The sequence below is a fragment of the Caulobacter endophyticus genome (genome assembly GCF_003116815.1).
Taxonomy (GTDB): domain Bacteria; phylum Pseudomonadota; class Alphaproteobacteria; order Caulobacterales; family Caulobacteraceae; genus Caulobacter; species Caulobacter endophyticus.
On the sequence record NZ_QDKQ01000058.1, the window covers coordinates 21932 to 38461 of the forward strand.

Annotated in this window: 15 protein-coding genes; 11 read left to right on the top strand and 4 right to left on the bottom strand. The window is 71.4% G+C overall.

The window, feature by feature from the left end:
* Positions 1 to 58 precede the first annotated feature (58 nt).
* The 6 genes from tsaE to trxA all read left to right on the top strand — a co-directional run bounded on the left by tsaE (position 59) and on the right by trxA (position 9384).
* Positions 59 to 553 (top strand): tRNA (adenosine(37)-N6)-threonylcarbamoyltransferase complex ATPase subunit type 1 TsaE, encoded by a 495-nt coding sequence (tsaE, locus tag DDF67_RS17485; RefSeq protein ID WP_109102129.1) that lies wholly within the window; start codon positions 59 to 61, stop codon positions 551 to 553.
* A complete protein-coding gene (amgK, locus tag DDF67_RS17490; protein WP_109102130.1) occupies positions 543 to 1628 on the top strand; it encodes an N-acetylmuramate/N-acetylglucosamine kinase AmgK in 1086 nt (361 codons plus the stop codon). The genes tsaE and amgK overlap by 11 nt, the downstream gene beginning before the upstream one ends.
* Entirely contained in the window at positions 1625 to 2350 is a 726-nt protein-coding gene (gene murU / locus DDF67_RS17495) for an N-acetylmuramate alpha-1-phosphate uridylyltransferase MurU (protein WP_109102131.1), read from the top strand. The genes amgK and murU overlap by 4 nt, the downstream gene beginning before the upstream one ends.
* A complete protein-coding gene (gene addB / locus DDF67_RS17500; RefSeq protein ID WP_109102132.1) occupies positions 2347 to 5301 on the top strand; it encodes a double-strand break repair protein AddB in 2955 nt (984 codons plus the stop codon). The genes murU and addB overlap by 4 nt, the downstream gene beginning before the upstream one ends.
* Positions 5302 to 5455: 154 nt before the next feature.
* Entirely contained in the window at positions 5456 to 8929 is a 3474-nt protein-coding gene (gene addA / locus DDF67_RS17505; protein ID WP_233247690.1) for a double-strand break repair helicase AddA, read from the top strand.
* A 119-nt stretch (positions 8930 to 9048) separates the two neighbouring features.
* The gene (gene trxA, locus DDF67_RS17510) at positions 9049 to 9384 is read left to right on the top strand and encodes a thioredoxin (RefSeq protein WP_109102134.1); all 336 of its coding nucleotides are present in this window, start codon (positions 9049 to 9051) and stop codon (positions 9382 to 9384) included.
* 76 nt (positions 9385 to 9460) lie between these two features.
* Here trxA and DDF67_RS17515 read toward each other — a convergent pair whose 3' ends face one another.
* Together DDF67_RS17515 and DDF67_RS17520 are read right to left on the bottom strand one after the other, a co-directional pair.
* Positions 9461 to 9976 carry a hypothetical protein gene (locus DDF67_RS17515; protein ID WP_109102135.1) on the bottom strand — a complete coding sequence of 172 codons (516 nt, stop codon included), beginning with the start codon at positions 9974 to 9976 and terminating at the stop codon, positions 9461 to 9463.
* A 179-nt stretch (positions 9977 to 10155) separates the two neighbouring features.
* The gene (locus DDF67_RS17520) at positions 10156 to 10818 is read right to left on the bottom strand and encodes a nitroreductase (RefSeq protein ID WP_109102136.1); all 663 of its coding nucleotides are present in this window, start codon (positions 10816 to 10818) and stop codon (positions 10156 to 10158) included.
* 52 nt (positions 10819 to 10870) lie between these two features.
* Here DDF67_RS17520 and mtgA point away from each other — a divergent pair, with 52 nt between their 5' ends.
* Both mtgA and DDF67_RS17530 read left to right on the top strand, forming a co-directional pair.
* On the top strand, positions 10871 to 11584 hold the full coding sequence (mtgA, locus tag DDF67_RS17525; RefSeq protein WP_109102162.1) for a monofunctional biosynthetic peptidoglycan transglycosylase: 714 nt from the start codon (positions 10871 to 10873) through the stop codon (positions 11582 to 11584).
* Positions 11585 to 11616: 32 nt separating this feature from the next.
* A complete protein-coding gene (locus tag DDF67_RS17530) occupies positions 11617 to 12165 on the top strand; it encodes a GNAT family N-acetyltransferase (RefSeq protein ID WP_109102137.1) in 549 nt (182 codons plus the stop codon).
* A gap of 179 nt (positions 12166 to 12344) precedes the next feature.
* On the opposite strand, the gene DDF67_RS17535 is transcribed toward DDF67_RS17530, so the two are convergent.
* Together DDF67_RS17535 and gloB are read right to left on the bottom strand one after the other, a co-directional pair.
* The gene (locus DDF67_RS17535) at positions 12345 to 12806 is read right to left on the bottom strand and encodes a cupin domain-containing protein (protein ID WP_109102138.1); all 462 of its coding nucleotides are present in this window, start codon (positions 12804 to 12806) and stop codon (positions 12345 to 12347) included.
* Entirely contained in the window at positions 12803 to 13549 is a 747-nt protein-coding gene (gloB, locus tag DDF67_RS17540; RefSeq protein WP_109102139.1) for a hydroxyacylglutathione hydrolase, read from the bottom strand. The genes DDF67_RS17535 and gloB overlap by 4 nt, the downstream gene beginning before the upstream one ends.
* A 78-nt stretch (positions 13550 to 13627) precedes the next feature.
* Here gloB and DDF67_RS17545 point away from each other — a divergent pair, with 78 nt between their 5' ends.
* The 3 genes from DDF67_RS17545 (at position 13628) to DDF67_RS17555 (ending at position 16425) form a co-directional block, all read left to right on the top strand.
* Positions 13628 to 14443, top strand: coding sequence for a class I SAM-dependent methyltransferase (locus DDF67_RS17545; protein ID WP_109102140.1), 816 nt, complete (start codon positions 13628 to 13630; stop codon positions 14441 to 14443).
* A 28-nt stretch (positions 14444 to 14471) separates the two neighbouring features.
* Positions 14472 to 14816 carry a P-II family nitrogen regulator gene (locus DDF67_RS17550; protein WP_058348648.1) on the top strand — a complete coding sequence of 115 codons (345 nt, stop codon included), beginning with the start codon at positions 14472 to 14474 and terminating at the stop codon, positions 14814 to 14816.
* Positions 14817 to 14916: 100 nt separating this feature from the next.
* Positions 14917 to 16425 (top strand): phospholipase D-like domain-containing protein, encoded by a 1509-nt coding sequence (locus DDF67_RS17555; RefSeq protein WP_109102141.1) that lies wholly within the window; start codon positions 14917 to 14919, stop codon positions 16423 to 16425.
* The last annotated feature ends 105 nt before the right edge of the window (positions 16426 to 16530 follow it).

Sequence of the window (16530 nt, forward strand, 5' to 3'; positions counted from 1 at the left end):
GACGGCAAAATTCCTGAAAGCGGCTTGAGGCCCGCGCGGGGGACTCTAGATTGGCGCGATGTCTACGCCACAGGCGCCCGGGGGCGCCGCCTCCCTCGAAATCGACCTGCCCGACGAGGCCGCCACCAAGGCGCTCGGCGCGCGGCTGGCCGCCGTCCTGTTTCCCGGCGCGGCCCTGTGCCTGTACGGCCCGCTGGGCGCGGGTAAGTCGACCCTGGCCCGCGCCCTGGTGCGCGCCCTGACCTCGCCCGAGGAAGAGGTGCCCAGCCCGACCTTCACCCTGGTGCAGTTCTACGAGGCGGAGAACTTCCCGCTCGCCCATTTCGACCTCTATCGCCTGGAGGATCCGGACGAGGCCTACGAGATCGGCCTGGCCGAGGCCCTGGAGGACGGCGCGGCCCTGATCGAATGGCCCCAGCGCCTGGAGGGCCGTCTGCCGCCGCACCGACTCGATGTAGAGATTTCGCCGGTTCTGGACGATACGGCCGGCGAAGCGCGCCGCGTCCGCATCACGTCCTTCGGCGCCTTCGAGGAACGCAAGCTTGAGCTCTGACCGCGAGACCCTGAAGGCCGATTTCCTGGCCCGTCACGGCTATGGCGACACGCGCCGCCAGCCGCTGGGCGGCGACGCCTCGACCCGCTCGTACGAGCGCCTGTATCGCGGCGATGCGACCTTCATCTTCATGGACCAGCCGCCGGCCCTCGAGACCGCCCCCTGCCCGCCCGGCGCCACGCCGGACGAGCGCCGCGCGCTGGGCTTCAACGCCGCCTACCGCCTGGCCGCCGGCCGGGTGGACGCCTTCGTGGCCGTGGCCGGCTGGCTGCGTGCGCAGGGCCTTTCCGCGCCGCAGGTGCTGGCCGCCGAGCCGGCCCTGGGCCTGGCCGTGCTGGAAGACCTGGGCGACGACCTCTACGCCAAGGTGATCGCCGAAGGCGGCGACGAGCCGGCGATGTACGACGCCGCCGTCGACGCCCTGGTCGCCCTGCACGCGGCCGAGCCCCCGGCGGTGCTGGAGGCCGGCGGTTCGACCTGGCCGCTGCTGACCTATGACGACCTGGCCCTGCAGATGGCCCAGGACCTGTTCGTCGAGTGGCTGCCCAAGCTCAAGCCGGTGACCTTCGACGCCGCCGCCCTGGCCGACTGGCAAGCGCTGTGGACGCCGATCCGCGCTCGCGCCGAGGCGGGCGCCAGCGTTTTCTGCCATCGCGACTATCACGCCGAGAACCTGCTGTGGCTGCCGGGCCGCGAGGGTCCGGCGCGCGTTGGCTTGATCGACTTCCAGGACGCCGTGGTCGCCCACCCGGCCTGGGACTTCTCGATGCTGCTGCACGACGCCCGCCGCGACGTGTCGCCGGAGATCGAAGCCCGCGGCCTCGACCGCTATCTGGCCGCCCGGCCGGACCTCGACCGGACCCAGTTCCTGGCCGACTACCACGCGCTGGGGGCGCTCAACGTCGCCCGCATCCTCGGCATCTTCGCGCGCCTCGTCACCCGCGACGGCAAGCCCAGGTACGAGAGCTTCATGCCGCGCCTGTGGCGCTATCTCGACAGCTGCCTGGCCGATCCGGCGCTGGCGGGACTGAAGGCCTGGTTCGACGCCCATGTCCCGGCGGAGGCCCGCGCATGACCGCTCCGAAGAAAGCCATGGTGCTGGCCGCCGGCCTGGGCACCCGCATGCGCCCCCTGACCAACGATCGCCCCAAGGCGCTGGTCGAGGTCGCCGGCCGCACCCTGATCGACCACATGCTCGATCGCCTTGCCGAAGCGGGCGTCGAGACCGCGGTGGTCAATGTCCACGCCTTCGCCGACCGACTGGAAACCCATCTGAAGGCTCGCACCGGCGCGCCCCAGATCGTCATCTCCGACGAACGCGGCGAGCTGCTGGAAACTGGCGGCGGCCTGCGCAAGGCCCGGCCGCTGCTGGGCGAGGATCCGGTGTTCGTCGCCAATATCGACTCCGTCTGGACGCAGGACGGCGTCCCCGCCATCGACAGCCTGGCCCAGGCCTGGGATCCGGAACGGATGGACGTCTGCCTGCTGCTGGCGCGGCTGGACCGCACGCTCGGCTTCGATGGGGCCGGCGACATCTTCATGTCGGACGAGGGCGCGCTGACCTTCCGGGGCGAGGCCCCAAGCGCGCCTTTCGCTTATATGGGCGTGCATATCTGCAAGCCTGACCTTGTCGACGATGGGCCCGAAGGCGCGTTCTCGCTGGCGACGATCTGGCGCAGGCTCGCGCCGCTGGGCCGCGTCCACGGGGTGGTGATGGACGGCTTCTGGATGCACGTTGGCGATCCCGGCGCGCGCGACGAGGCCGAAGCCAAGCTCGCGGAAGCCAAAGCCGGATGAGCGGCCCGGCCGGCTCCGGCTGGTTCTCGATCCCGGCCCATCGGCCGTTCGTCGACGACGTGGCCGCTGGCCTTGTCGAGCGCCTGGCCCACCTGGGCCCCGACGCCCTGTCGCACGCCACCCTGCTGACCCCGACCCGTCGTGGCGCGCGCGCGCTGGCCGACGCCTTCCTGGCGGTGAACGGCGGGCGGGCCGTGCTGCTGCCGCAGATCCGCCCGCTGGGCGATCTCGACGAGGGCGAGCCGCCGTTCGAGCCCGGCGACCTGGCGCTCGACCTGCCGCCGGCCGTCTCCAGCCGCCGCCGGCGGTTCGAGCTGGCGCGCCTGGTCCACGACAACGCCGCCCTGCTCGACAGCCCGCCCAGCGCCGGCCAGGCCCTGGAGATGGCGAAAGCCATTTCCGACCTGCTCGACAGCTGCCAGATCGAGGAGGCGCCGATCATCGAGCGCCTCGACGGCCTGGCCGACGGCGACCTGGCGGCCCACTGGCAGGTCTCGGCGCGGTTCATCCGGGCCATGGTCGAGGGCTGGAGCGCACGATTGGCCGATCTGCAGATGATGGACGTCAGCGAGCGGCGGGTGCGCCTGCTGCGCGCCCTGGCCGACCAGTGGATGGCCAATCCGCCGCCGGGCCTGCTCATCGCGGCCGGTTCGACCGGCACCGCGCCGGCCACCGCCGACCTGCTGATCGCCGTCTCGCGTGCTCCGCAGGGCTGCGTGGTGCTGCCGGGCCTGGACGAAGACCTGGCGAGCGACGCCTGGGATCAGGTCGGCGAGCAGCACCCGCAGGGCGCCATGCGCCGCCTTCTCCATCGCGCCGGCGTCGATCGCGGCGTCGTGCGCCGCTGGCGCGCCGAGGCCGACAGCCGGGGGCGCTGGCGCCGCCGCCTGGTCAACGAGGCCCTGCGCCCGGCCGAGGCCACCGCCGACTGGCTGACCCAGATCGGCAAGCTGCGCGCGGAGTCCGCCAGCGTCGACCCCATTGCCGAGGGCCTGTCGGGCCTGTCCCTGGTCAACGCCTCGGGCGAGGAGGAAGCCGCCCTGGCCTGCGCCCTCCTGCTGCGCGAGGCGCTGGAGACGCCGGGCAAGACCGCCGCGCTCGTCACACCCGACCAGCAGCTGGCCCGCCGCGCCGGCCTCTATCTGGCTCGCTGGGGCGTCGTGCCCGACAGCTCGGCCGGGGCGCCGCTGGCCGCTTCGGCGCCCGCCGTCCTGGCGCGCAAGCTGGCGGCGCTGGTGCTGGCGCCGCTGGACCCGGTCGGCCTGCTTTCGGTGGCCAAGCACCCGCTGCTGAAGGCCGACGAGGCCGCCCGGGCGCTCGAACTGAAAGGCCTGCGCGGCCCCGCCCCGGTCGACGCCGCGGCCCTTGAGCGCCGCATCGCCGAGTATCCCGAGGCGTTGGACCTTGCGCGCCGCATCCACGCCGCCATCGAGATCGCCGCCCAACCCTACGCCGCCGGCCCCGTCGCCCCGCCGCATCTGGCCGCCGAGGCGCTGGCCAGGGCGCTGGAAAACCTGGTCGAGCCGCCTTCGCTGTGGGCCGGATCCGGCGGCGAGGCCCTGGCGGCGCTGATCTCGGCCCTGATCGAGGACGGCCAGGCCTTGCCGCCGACCAATCCATTGGGCTTCCTCGACCTGCTCGGACGACTGGTCGACGAGGAGACGTTGCGCGTCGGCGGCGCCACCCACCCCCAGCTTCGCATGCTGGGCGCCATCGAGGCCCGCCTCGTGCGCGCCGACCGGCTGATCCTGGCCGGGCTGGAGGAAGGCGTCTGGCCGCAGGCCGCGCCGATCGACCCGTTCCTGTCGCGACCGATGCGCGGCAAGCTCGGCCTGCCGCCGCCCGAGCGCAAGATCGGCCTCACCGCCCACGACTTCGCCCAGGCCGCCAGCGCCCCCGACGTGATCCTGGTGCACAGCCAGCGTCGCGGCGGCGCGCCGGCCGTCGAGAGCCGCTGGCTGTGGCGGATGAAGACCCTGGCGCGCGGCGCCGGCCTGTCCCTGACCGAGCGCGCCGACGTGCTGGACTGGGCGCGCGCCCTGGACGCCCCCGGCCCCTACGCCCCGGTCAAGCGCCCCGCCCCCTGCCCGCCGGTCGAGGACCGCCCGCGCCGCATGGCCGTCACCCGCGTCGAGGCCCTGACCCGCGACCCCTACGCGGTGTGGGCGCGCGACATCCTCAAGCTCTATCCGCTCGAGCGCCCGGACGAGCCGGTGGAGGCGCGCGCCCGCGGCACGGCCATCCACGCGGCCTTCGAGATGTTCGCCCTGACCTATCCCGACGCCCTGCCGGCCAACGGCGCGGAGATCTTCGAGGGCCTGTATATCGCCGAGCTGGTCGCCGCCGGCATGCCGCCCTCGGCCCTGGCCCGCGAACGCGCCCTGGCCCGCGAGGCGGCCCTGTGGGTCATGGACCTTGAGGCCCGCCGCCGCGCGGGCGCCGAGAAGATCGTGGTCGAGGCCGCCGGCGAGATCACCTTCCAGGTGGGTGGCCGCCCCTTCACCCTGACGGCCAAGACCGACCGCATCGAGCCCACCCGCGACGGCCGCGCCGCCCACATCCTCGACTACAAGACCGGCGCCGCCCCCAGCCAGAAGCAGGTCGACACCGGCTTCTCGCCGCAGCTGACCCTGACGGCGGCGATCCTGCAGAACGGCGGCTTCAAGGACATCGGCCCGCGCGCGCCCGGCGACCTGACCTATGTGCGCGTCACCGGCCGCCGCCCGGCCGGCGAGGAGCAGACCCGCGCCGCCGCCGGCCCCGAAAGCGAGGAAGCCGCGCGCAAGGCCTTCGACGGCCTGGTGGAGCTGATCCGCAAGTACGACGAGCCCGACCGCCCCTACCTGTCGCGCACCGCGCCGCAGTTCGTTCACGACCATGCCGGCGACTACGGGCACCTGGCGCGGGTGTTCGAGTGGTCGACCAGCGGCGACGAGGGGGACGGGGAATGAGGGCGCTCGAAGCCTCAAGGAACCTCCCCCTCTGGGGGAGGCGATCGCGCAGCGATCGGTGGGGGGAAATATCGCAAGACCGGCCAGGGGTGCGGCGGCTGAAAACGCCCCCCCACCGGCCTTCGGCCGCCTCCCCCAGAAGGGGAGGTTCCCTTTGAGCGCCCTCGACCCCCAGCGCGTCGCCGCCGACCCGGCGATCTCGGCCTTCGTCACGGCCAACGCCGGCTCGGGCAAGACCAAGACCCTGATCGACCGGGTCGCGCGCCTCCTGCTGGGCGGCGCCGAGCCGGCGGCGATCCTGTGCGTGACCTACACCAAGGCCGCCGCCGCCGAGATGCAGCACAGGCTGTTCGACCGTCTGGGCAAGTGGTGCGTCACGCCCGATACGGCCCTGCGCGCCGAGATCGCAGGCCTGGTCGACCGGCCGGAGAGCGAGTTCGACGCCCTGGCCCTGTCGAAGGCCCGCAGCCTGTTCGCCAAGGCGCTGGAGACGCCCGGCGGCCTGAAGATCCAGACCATCCACGCCTTCTGCGAGAAGCTCCTGCGGCGCTTCCCGATCGAGGCGGGCGTATCGCCCGGCTTCGAGGTGATGGACGACAGCGCCTCGGCCGCCGTGGCCCAGGCCGCGCTGCACAAGCTGGCCGCCTTCGTCACCGCCACCGACAACGAATTCTCCCAGGCCTATGCCCGGTTCTCGGTGGCGCTGGACTTCGCCTCGTTCGAGGCGATGTTCGCCACCTTCGAGCACCAGCGCGCCAACATCGCCGCCTATCTGGACCGCGCGGGCGGCCTCGAAGGCGTGATCGCCGACATCTGGAGCGTCTGCGGCTTTGCCGAGCCGACCACCGCCGAGGAGATCGCCGCCCAGGCGATGGACGACCTGGACGTTGCGCTGTGGCGCTCGATCGCCGACGTGCTGTCGGGCGGCGGCAAGACCGACATCAGGTGCGCCGACCAGATGCGGGCGGTGGCGACCAATCCCGCCGCCACGCTCGACGAGGCCCTGGCGGTGCTGTTCACCGAGAAGGGCGCCGGCACGCCCGCGACCTGGCCGGGCAAGACCTCGGGCCTGAAGAGCCGCGAGGACCTGCGCGAGCGGCTGCTGGCCGAGCAGGAGCGCCTTGGCGAGGCCCGCGAATGGCTGCGCGCGGCCAAGGTGGCCGAGGACAGCGTCGCGGCCATGCGGCTGGCGGCGCTGTATCTGTCCGAGTTCATCGCCGAGAAGAAGGCGCAAGGGGCCCTCGACTTCTCCGACCTGATCGAGAAGACCCGCGATCTGCTGACCAAGCGCGTCGACGCGGCCTGGGTGCTCTACAAACTGGACGGCGGGGTTTCCCACATCCTGCTCGACGAGGCCCAGGACACCGCCCCCGAGCAGTGGGAGATCCTGTCGGCCCTGACCGAGGACTTCTTCGCCGGGGCCGGCGCACCGGGGCGCGACGGCAAGGCCGCCGACGGCCGCACCCTGTTCATCGTCGGCGACGAGAAGCAGTCGATCTATTCGTTCCAGGGCGCCCAGCCCGAGCGCCTGCTGATCGAGACGCAACAGTACATCGCCCGCATCGAGGCCGTCGGCCGGGTGGGCAGGGCCGTGCCGCTGGCGACCTCCTATCGCTCCACACGTCAGGTGCTGGATTTCGTCGACGCCCTGTTCGAGGCGCCGGACGCGCGCCTGGGCCTGGCCCCTACCGGCGAGGACATTCCCGCCCACGTGGCCTTCCGCAAGGATCATCCGGGGTGCGTCGACCTGTGGCCGCTGGAGCGCGAGCCGGTCGCCGCCGAGCGCGAGGCCTGGGACGCGCCGCTGGACGTCGAGACCGAGCAGGGCGCCAACCGGCGCCTGGCCGAGAAGATCGCCGCCGAGATCAAGGCCCTGGTCGAGCGGGGCGACGCGGTGTTCGACAAGGACGCCCGCGTCTGGCGCCCGGCTCACTACGGCGACGTGCTGGTGCTGGTGCGGCGGCGCAAGGCGCTGTTCGAGGAGGTGCTGCGGGCGCTGAAGCGGCGCGGCGTGCCGGTGGCCGGCGCCGACCGGCTGTCGCTGTCGGCCCACATCGTCTTCGACGACCTCCTGGCGCTGGGCCGCTTCTGCCTGTTCCCCGACGACGACCTGACCCTGGCGGCGCTGCTGAAGAGCCCGTTCTGCGCCCTGACCGACGATGACCTCTACGCCCTGGCCAAGGGGCGCGGAAAGACGACGCTGTGGAGCGCGCTGGCCGCGCGATCCGACGAGCGCCCCGCCTGGCGCGAGGCCCACGCCCTGCTGGAGTGGGCGCTGACCGCCCGCCGTCGCCGCCAGCCTTACGAGTTCTACGCCCTGTTCCTGGGCAAGCTGGACGCCAACCACGTCAGCAACCGCGCCCGCGCCCTCACCCGCCTGGGCGAGGAGGCCGCCGACGCCCTGGACGAGTTCCTGGCCCAGATCACCAACGCCGAAGCCCGCGGCGTGCGCGACCTGGAGACGCTGGTGGCCGAGTTCGCCGCGCTCGACATCGTCGTCAAGCGCGAGATGGAGGGCGTGCGCCGGCAGGTGCGGGTGATGACCGCCCACGGCGCCAAGGGCCTGGAGGCGCCGATCGTCTTCCTGCCCGAGACGACGATGAAGGGTGGAGCTCGCGGCTCGCCGCTGCTGGCCACCGCCGACAAGGGTTTTCTGTGGTGCGCCTCGGGCAAGCAGGACTGCGAGGCCTCGGCGGCGGCGCGGAAACTGCGCGAGGACAAGGCCCAGCAGGAGGCCTATCGCCTGCTCTATGTGGGCCTGACGCGGGCGCGCGATCGGTTGATTCTCTGCGGCCGCATCGACGCCCGCACCAAGGACGAGAACGTCGGCGGCTGGTACGCCGCCGCCCGCGCCGCCTTCGCCCATTCCAGGGTCGAGGGCGATGTGCGGGCGCTCGATGAGGAGACCGGGATCCTGCGCTACGGCCCCGATCCCCTGCCTGCCCCTCCTGCGGCCGAACGGGACGAGGCGCCGCCCGCTCCCCTGCCCGACTGGGCGCGGCGGGCCGCCGAGCCCGTCTCGGCCGGCGCCCGCTGGGCCGCGCCCTCGGCGCTTGAGGCCGAGGAGGAGACCATCGGTTCGGCGCCCTCGCCGCTGGCGAAGATCGAAGGCCTCGGCCGCTATCGCCGCGGCGAGATCATCCACCGGCTGCTGCAGCTTCTGCCCGACATCGCGCCGGCCGCTCGCCGCGCCGCCGCCGGCCGCCTGCTGGCCGCCGAGCGCGACCTGACCGAGATCCAGCGGGCCGAGATGACCGCCGCCGCGTTTGGGGTGCTGGAAGACGACCGCTTCGCCGCCGTGTTCGGCCCCGGCTCGCGGGCCGAGGCCTCGCTGGCCGGGGCCGCGGCCCAGCTGCCCGTGGGCATGGCGATCTCGGGCCGGGTCGACCGGCTGGTGGTCGGTCCCGACCGGGTGCTGGTGGTCGACTACAAGACCAACCGCCCCTCGCCCGACCGCATCGAGGACGCCGATCCAGCCTATCTCTCGCAGATGGCGGTCTACGCCGCGGTGCTGGCCGAAATCTTCCCGGGTCGCCAGATCGAGGCCGCGATCGTGTGGACGGATGGTCCCAAACTGATGGTCGTTCCAGAAAACGTGCGGGCGGCGGCTCTTTCACGCCTCTTCTGAGTTATTGCCGGACGCGCCCCCCGCGCCTACATCTTCGAGCAAGAGGCGGTTGGAACCGCCACTGTTATCAATTCCGCGCCGCGATCCCCCGACCCGCGACGCCAGCCAGGAGCCAGACCATGAGCACCGTTGCGGTGACCGACGCCACCTTCGAAAAAGACGTCCTGCAAGCCGAGGGCCCCGTGCTCGTCGACTTCTGGGCCACGTGGTGCGGCCCGTGCAAGCAGATCGCCCCGGCCCTGGAGCAGATCTCCGAAGAGCTCGCCGACCAGGTCGTGGTCGCCAAGATCGACATCGACGAGAACCAGATGACCCCGTCGCGCTACGGCGTGCGCGGCATCCCGACCATGATGCTGTTCCGCGGCGGCCAGATGACCTCGATGAAGGTCGGCGCCATGCCCAAGAGCAAGATCGTCGAGTGGCTGGCCGAAGCCGGCGTCAAGCAGACCGCCTAAAGCGGCCTGTCCCGCGAAACGAAGAAGCCCCGGCCGCAAGGCCGGGGCTTCTTGTTTGGGCCGAGAGGCTGAAGGATCAGCCGCCCTTGACCAGTTCGGGCAGCGATTTGTCGCTGACGTTGACGCGCGGCGCGCCGCAGACCTGGATGGCCACGGCGCGGGCCGTGGCGTCGGTGCGGCGCAGGCGCATGTCGCGGCCGCCGACCAGGGCGAAGTCCTGGTCGTAATGGCGGACGGCGTTGATCTGTTCGCCGGTCTTGCCGCACTCGATGCGCGACGAAATCTCGGTGTAGCCCGACTTGTCGTCCGGCCACACGAAGTAGCTGACCAGGGCGACCTTGCCTTCACGGCGGATCGAGCCGACGTCGAGGGCGATGTTCGAGCGGCCGATGCGCGCCGGCTGACGGAAGCTGACGCTCGTGGAATACACGCTCGGAATCGGCCGGGCGCCGCCGTCGGGCTCGTAGAAGGACGGCGCCTGGGCCGAAAGGTTGGAAATCCTGCTGACCCGCCAATCCTGCTTGGGCCACTCCTGGGCCGCGGCCGGCGCGACGAACGACAGGGCGGCCAGGCCCGCTAGGATCATCTTCATGGGGTCACTTCCTCCAACGCTTTTGGCGACGCTACGCCCGCAACCTTAAGTGATCAACCATCTCCTTGCCCGGAGCGAAACTTATGTTTCCCGCGCGCGGGCCCTTGTGGGGCAGGCGGTTTCACGCCCGAAGAGTCTCGCGGCGCGCTGGAAGCGCTCCCTTCGAACGGGAACCCTCGTCAGAATCCCCGAAGCTCGCCCCAGACCTGGAAATCGTCCCGCCGGGAACGCCAGGCGTTGACCGGCGCGGCCTCGTCGGCGACGCCCAGCGCCATGCCGGAAAACACCATGTGGTCGTCAGGCAGCCCCAGGAAGTCCGCCGCCAGCTTGCCGTAGGCCGACCAGAACTCCTGGGCGCAGGTGGCCAGGCCCCGTTCGGTGGCCAGCAGCATCACCGTCTGCATGTACATGCCCAGGTCCGACCACTGCGGCGGGCCCAGGTTGCGGTCGATCGAGAAGAACAGGCCCACGGGCGCCCCGAAGAACTCGGCGTTGCGGGCGAACTGCCGCAGACGGCCGATCTTGTCCTCGCGCGGGATCTCCAGCGCGCCATAAAGGTCCTCGCCGACCTGGAAGCGGCGGGTGCGGAACGGCTCCCAGAGGTTGGCCGGATAGACCGCGTACTGCGCCTCGTCCGGGGAGCCCAGCCGCGCGGCGACCTTGGCCTTGAACTCGGCGAGCACGTCGCCAGCGACGGCATGCACCTTCCATGGCTGAAGATTGCCGCCCGACGGCGCGCGGGCCGCGGCTTCCAGGATCGCCCGCACCGTTTCGCCCGAGACCGGGTCGGGCTTGAACGCCCGCGCCGAGAACCGCTCCGCCACCGCCGTAGAAACGTCCATCAAGGCCTCCCTAACCAACGCACCCTATCGGCTGTCTTCCTCGTTGGTTAGCATCCGGCCGCAAGGTCAAGGCAAGGGGCGTACGGTTTTGAAGGTCTTGTTGCGCAACATCTTCCTGGCGCTGTTCATCGTGCTGATCGCCGGGCCGATCCTGGCGGTGCTGGTCTATCGCTTCGTGCCGGTGCCGGCGACGCCGCTGATGGTCATCCGCGCCGTCGAGGGCAAGGGCTGGGACCATCGCTGGCGGCCGCTGTCCAAGGTCTCGCCCAGCCTGCCGCGCGCGCTGATCGCCGCCGAGGACGCCCGCTTCTGCGAGCACCACGGCTTCGACGTCGAGGCCCTGCAGAAGGCCTATGAGAACAACGAGAAGGGCAAGAAGGTGCGCGGCGGCTCGACCATCAGCCAGCAGACCGCCAAGAACGTCTTCCTGTGGCCGGACCGCTCCTACCTGCGCAAGGGCCTGGAGGCCTGGTTCACGGTGCTGATCGAAGTGGGCTGGGGCAAGCAGCGGATCATGGAGGTCTATCTGAACTCCATCGAGTTCGGCCCCGGCATCTATGGTGCCGAGGCCGCCGCCCAGCGCTATTTCGGCGTCAGCGCCGCCAAGCTGACCCCGGCCCAGTCGGCCCGGCTGGCGGCGATCCTGCCCAGCCCCCTGAAGTGGAAGGCCGTCAAGCCCGGCCGCTACGTCCAGAAGCGCTCGCGCAGGATCGGCGCAGCCTCGGGCACGGTCCGTCGCGACGGTCTGGCCGCCTGCGTGATCTGAGACGAGAGCAGGAAAAAAGGGAAGGAGACGCCATGGCCATCGCCCCTGGCCCCACGCTGGAGACCGCCCGCCTGATCCTGCGCCCGACCGCCGCCGAAGACCTCGACGGCTGGGCGCAATTGATGGGCGACGCCGAGGCCGCCCAGTTCATCGGCGGCTACCAGACCCGCGAAGCCGCCTGGCGCGGCATGGCCAGCATGGCGGGCTCGTGGGCCATGAACGGCTTCGGCATGTTCTCGCTGATCGCCAAGGACACCGGGCGATGGGTCGGCCGCATCGGACCTTGGCGGCCCGAAGGCTGGCCTGGCACGGAGGTCGGCTGGGGCCTGTTGCGGAGCGCCTGGGGCAAGGGCTATGCGGTCGAGGCCGCGCAGGCCGCCATCGACTGGGCTTTCGACGACCTGGGCTGGGACGAGGTGATCCACTGCATCCACCCGCAGAACACGCCCTCGCAGCAGGTGGCGGCGCGGCTGGGGTCCAGGAACCGGGGCGCCCATCCGCTGCCCGCGCCGTATCAAGACCTGCCCAACGAGGTTTGGGGGCAGACCAGGGCGGAGTGGCGTCAAAGACCCTCTCCCTGAAGGGAGAGGTGTCGGCGAAGCCGACGGAGAGGGAAGTCGCTCGGGACGGCCAGCTTCATCAGAAGCTGAAAACGTCCCCCCTCCGGCCCTCCGGGCCACCTCCCCCTTCAGGGGGAGGATCTACGCCGCGCAGATGCTCCCCCTCTGGAGGAGCTGTCGGCGAAGCCGACCGAGGGGGTCTACGCCTTCGGCCGCCAGTCCTCCGGGGCCAGTTCGAAGCCCTCGAACCTGAAGCCCGGCGCCACCGTGCAGCCGACCAGCGTCCAGGCGCCCAGCGACACGGCCGTCTGCCACCAGCCGACCGGCACCACCACCTGCGGGCGGCAGCCGGCCCGCAGGTCCGGGCCAAGCGTGTGGGGCGTGGCGCCGACGCCGTCGGGGGGCGACAGGGTCAGGCGGATCGGGGCGCCGGCGTACCAGTGCCAGACCTCGACCGCGTCGATGCGGTGCCAGGCCGACATCTGCTCGGCCTCCAGCAGGTAATAGATCGCCGTCGAGGCCGGACGGCCGTCGGCGCCCGGCGCGTCCTCGAACATGCGGACGTACCAGCCCCCCTCGGGGTGAGGCTGCATGCCCAGCAGGCGCACGATCTCCTTCGCGCCCAGATCGCCCGAAATCCCAGCAACGCTCATCGTACTCATCCCTTGAAACTGTCCTTGGCCGCGCGGATCTCGGCGAAGGCCTGGGCGGGCGCAAGGCCCGGCCGCAGCACAGGCGCGCGCAGGAACGGATTGGTGGCCTTCTCCAGGCCGATGCTGGTGGGCACGGTGGCCTCGCCGCGCTCGCGGGCGGCGAACACCTGGTCCGCGCGCGCCTTCAGCGCCGGATCGGCGTCGACCGACAGGGCGAAGCGGGCGTTGGAGGCGGTGTATTCGTGGGCGCAATAGACGGTGGTGTCGTCGGGCAGGTCGGCCAGCCGCGAGAGCGAGGCCCACATCTGCTCGGGATCGCCCTCGAACATCCGCCCGCAGCCCAGGGCGAACAGGGTGTCGCCGACGAAGGCCACGCCATCCCCGGCATCGTGATAGGCCACGTGGCCCAGCGTGTGGCCGCCGCTGTCGATGACGGTGAACGTCGTCTCGCCCAGCTCGACGACGTCGCCGCCGGCCACCACGCGGTCGAGGGGGGCGATGCGGGTTACTTCCTGCGGGCCGACGATGGTCGCGCCGGTGGCGGCCTTGACCGCCTCGTTGCCGCCGGCGTGGTCGGGATGCCCGTGGGTGTTGAGGATGAAGTCCAGCCCCCAGCCCAGCTTTTCCAGCTGCATCAGGATGGCGTCGGCCTCCGGCGTGTCGATGCAGGCGGTCTTTCCGGTGGCGGTGTCGCGCACGAGAAAGCCGTAATTGTCGGAGAGGCAGGGAAACTGGTGGATTTCGAGCGGCATTCGATCGGCCCTTATCGGCGGGCGTGACGCGGAGGATTCGCCCGCCTACATAGATGGCCTCGACGCCACGGAGAGACAATGCGCCGCGACGTGCTCGACCTCAGAGCCTTCTACGCCGCCCCGCTGGGCCGGGTGGCGCGGGAGATGCTCGGCCGCAAGGTGGCCGAGGCCTGGGGCGACGCCAACGGGCTGGACGTGCTGGGCCTGGGCTACGCCACGCCCTTCCTCGACGAATGCCGCGCCAAGGCCCGCCGGGTGATCGCCGCCATGCCCGCGACGCAGGGCGTAGAGGTCTGGCCGGTGGGCGAGCGCAACCAGGCGGCCCTGGTCGAAGAGACCGCCCTGCCCTTTCCCAACGCCATGTTCGACCGGATCCTGGCGGTCCACGCCCTGGAAGAGGCCGACGATCCCTCGGCCGTGCTGCGCGAGCTGTGGCGGGTGATGGCCCCCTCGGGCCGGCTGATCGTCGCCGTGGCCTCGCGCGACGGCGTCTGGGCCCGCGCCGAGGGCACGCCGTTCGGCCACGGCCGCCCCTTCAGCCGCAGCCAGCTGGAGAACCTTCTGCGCGAGGCCGACCTGGAGCCCGCCGGCTGGACCCGTGCGCTCTATGCGCCGCCGGCCGGCTTCACCGTGGGCTGGGCCGAGGGCTTCGAACAGGTCGGCGCGCGCCTGTGGCCGCGCTTCGCCGGGCTGATCCTGATGGAGGCCGTCAAGCAGACCTTCGCGGTCAAGCCGCGCGGCAGCCGGGCCCGCGCCCGGGTGTTCGCCCCGGTCATGCCGCCCGCGCCCGCCGGCGTGGCGCCTGTTCGGAAGGCGCCGGGAACCGTAAGGACCGGAATACTATTGGAAGCTGTGGCGCCAGGGCCTAGCCTTGAGTCGCCGACCAAGCCGTAAACCGGCCGCGTAAAGGGGAATTCGCGCCATGAAGATGATCGTCGCCGTTATCAAGCCCAGCCGCCTGGACGCCGTGCTGGAGGCGGTCACCGAGGCGGGCGCGTCGGGCCTGACGGTGACCGAGGTGCGCGGCTACGGCCGTCAGAAGGGCAAGACCGAGGTCTATCGCGGCGCCGAATACGAAGTGAAGCTGCTGCCGAAGGTCAAGCTTGAGATCGCCGTGCCCACCGACGTGGCCGACGCGGTGATCGAGGCCCTGCAGCGCACCGCCAACACCGGCAAGATCGGCGACGGCAAGGTGTTCGTGCTCGACCTGGAGCAGGCCCTGCGCATCCGCACCGGCGAGCGCGACGCCGCCGCCATCGCCGGCTGATCTGCCGCGCGCGGCGGGATGATTTAGGACAAGCCGCGACCACAAGCGGAGCCTTACTCTGTCCCGTGCGTTGCTGTGGCAGTACGGGCGTAGGGGCGACATGGCCGAAATCGAAACCGTCTTCCGTCCCGGCTCGACCTGCTGGCGGGTCGAGACCGCCGAACGCCTGGCGCTGTTCATCGACAACGACGAGGCCTTCGACGCGCTGAAGGCTATCCTGCTGTCGGCCAGGCACTCGATCTGGATCCTGGCCTGGGTGTTCGACCCGCTGACGCGGCTGGATCCCGACAGGGTCAAGAAGAGCCGCGATCCCGTCCACGCCGACCGTATAGGCCTGCTGCTACGCCGGCAGGCGGCGCTGAACCCGGCGCTGGACGTGCGGGTTCTGGCCTGGGACATGCCCTTCCCGATCGCCGCCTCGCAGCTGTTCGGCCCACAGCGCGGCGCGGCCTTCTTCGCCGGCTCCAAGGTCAAGTACCGGCTGGACAACACCTTGCCGGCCAGCGCCTGCCATCACCAGAAGGTGGTCGTGGTCGACGGCTCGGTCGCTTTGGTCAGCGGCGGCGATATCGGCGTCGACCGCTGGGACACCACAGAGCATCTCGACAACGACCCGCGCCGGCGCCTGCCCACCGGCCATCACTATCCGGCCCGCCATGAGGTCGCCGCCCTGGTCGACGGCCCGGTCGCCGGCGCCCTGGCGCAGCTCTTCGCCGAACGCTGGCGCAAGGCCACCGGCGAGGCCGTGGATCCCCCCGAGCGGCCGCTGGTCGCCCCCTGGCCCGAGCACCTGGCGCCGTCGCTGCGCCGCCTGCCGATCGCCATCTCCCGCACCCAGCCGCACTGGCGCCGCGACCCCGAGATCAACGAGTGCCTGCTGCTGCACCTGGAGATGATCCGCACGGCCCAGTGGCTGATCTATATCGAGAACCAGTACCTGACCTCGCCGATCGTGGTCGAAGCCCTGGCCGAACGCCTGGCCGAGCCGGACGGCCCCGAGGTGGTGACGGTGGGTCCCGCCCGCAGCCCCAGCTATTTCGACCAGATCACCATGGACAGCGCACGCACGGCGGCCCTGAACCGCCTGCGCGAGGTCGATATCCACGGCCGCTTCTACGCCTTCAGCGCCCGCACGCCCAAGGGCGCGCCGATCATCGTCCATTCCAAGGTGGCGATCGCCGACGACCGGGTGCTGCGGCTGGGCTCGGCCAACCTCAACAACCGCTCGATCGGGCTCGACACCGAATGCGACATCGGTTTCGAGGCCCGCGACGAGGACGAGCGCCTGGCCATCGCCGCGTTCCTGGGCCGGCTGATCGGCCATTTCCTGGGCGTCGAGACCGAGGCCGTGCTGGAGGCCTTCATCGAGCACGGCGGCCTTGGCCCCGCCATCGAGGCGCTGGACGGCAGGACAGGACCGCGCCGGCTGGAACCAGTGGGCGTCATGCCGCTGAAGGGCCTGAAGAAGTTCGTCGCCGACTGGAGCCTGGGCGACGCCATCGCCCCCGACGACGCCTGGCGCCCCTGGGGCCGCCGCAAGCGCCTCAAGCACGACCTCCACCGCCTGACGGCCCCGCCGCCCGAGCCGCCTGAGCATCTGCAGCTCTAAAATCCCTCTCTCATGGAGAGAGGGAGGGGCCCACACCGCAGGCGTGGGAGGGTGAGAGGGTACACCTTCTCAGGAACGGGCGCGGTCGGATGGGCGCCGAAAGGC

Bases quoted from the DNA above. Each gene is read 5' to 3' on its own strand.
- DDF67_RS17530 (WP_109102137.1), top strand. From the start codon at position 11,617: ATGGCCATCGCCCCTGGCCCCACGCTGGAGACCGCCCGCCTGATCCTG.
- tsaE (WP_109102129.1), top strand. From the start codon at position 59: ATGTCTACGCCACAGGCGCCCGGGGGCGCCGCCTCCCTCGAAATCGAC.
- DDF67_RS17545 (WP_109102140.1), top strand. From the start codon at position 13,628: ATGCGCCGCGACGTGCTCGACCTCAGAGCCTTCTACGCCGCCCCGCTG.
- DDF67_RS17515 (WP_109102135.1), bottom strand. From the start codon at position 9,976: ATGAAGATGATCCTAGCGGGCCTGGCCGCCCTGTCGTTCGTCGCGCCG.
- addB (WP_109102132.1), top strand. From the start codon at position 2,347: ATGAGCGGCCCGGCCGGCTCCGGCTGGTTCTCGATCCCGGCCCATCGG.
- gloB (WP_109102139.1), bottom strand. From the start codon at position 13,549: ATGCCGCTCGAAATCCACCAGTTTCCCTGCCTCTCCGACAATTACGGC.
- trxA (WP_109102134.1), top strand. From the start codon at position 9,049: ATGAGCACCGTTGCGGTGACCGACGCCACCTTCGAAAAAGACGTCCTG.
- DDF67_RS17550 (WP_058348648.1), top strand. From the start codon at position 14,472: ATGAAGATGATCGTCGCCGTTATCAAGCCCAGCCGCCTGGACGCCGTG.
- DDF67_RS17555 (WP_109102141.1), top strand. From the start codon at position 14,917: ATGGCCGAAATCGAAACCGTCTTCCGTCCCGGCTCGACCTGCTGGCGG.
- DDF67_RS17535 (WP_109102138.1), bottom strand. From the start codon at position 12,806: ATGAGTACGATGAGCGTTGCTGGGATTTCGGGCGATCTGGGCGCGAAG.
- DDF67_RS17520 (WP_109102136.1), bottom strand. From the start codon at position 10,818: ATGGACGTTTCTACGGCGGTGGCGGAGCGGTTCTCGGCGCGGGCGTTC.
- murU (WP_109102131.1), top strand. From the start codon at position 1,625: ATGACCGCTCCGAAGAAAGCCATGGTGCTGGCCGCCGGCCTGGGCACC.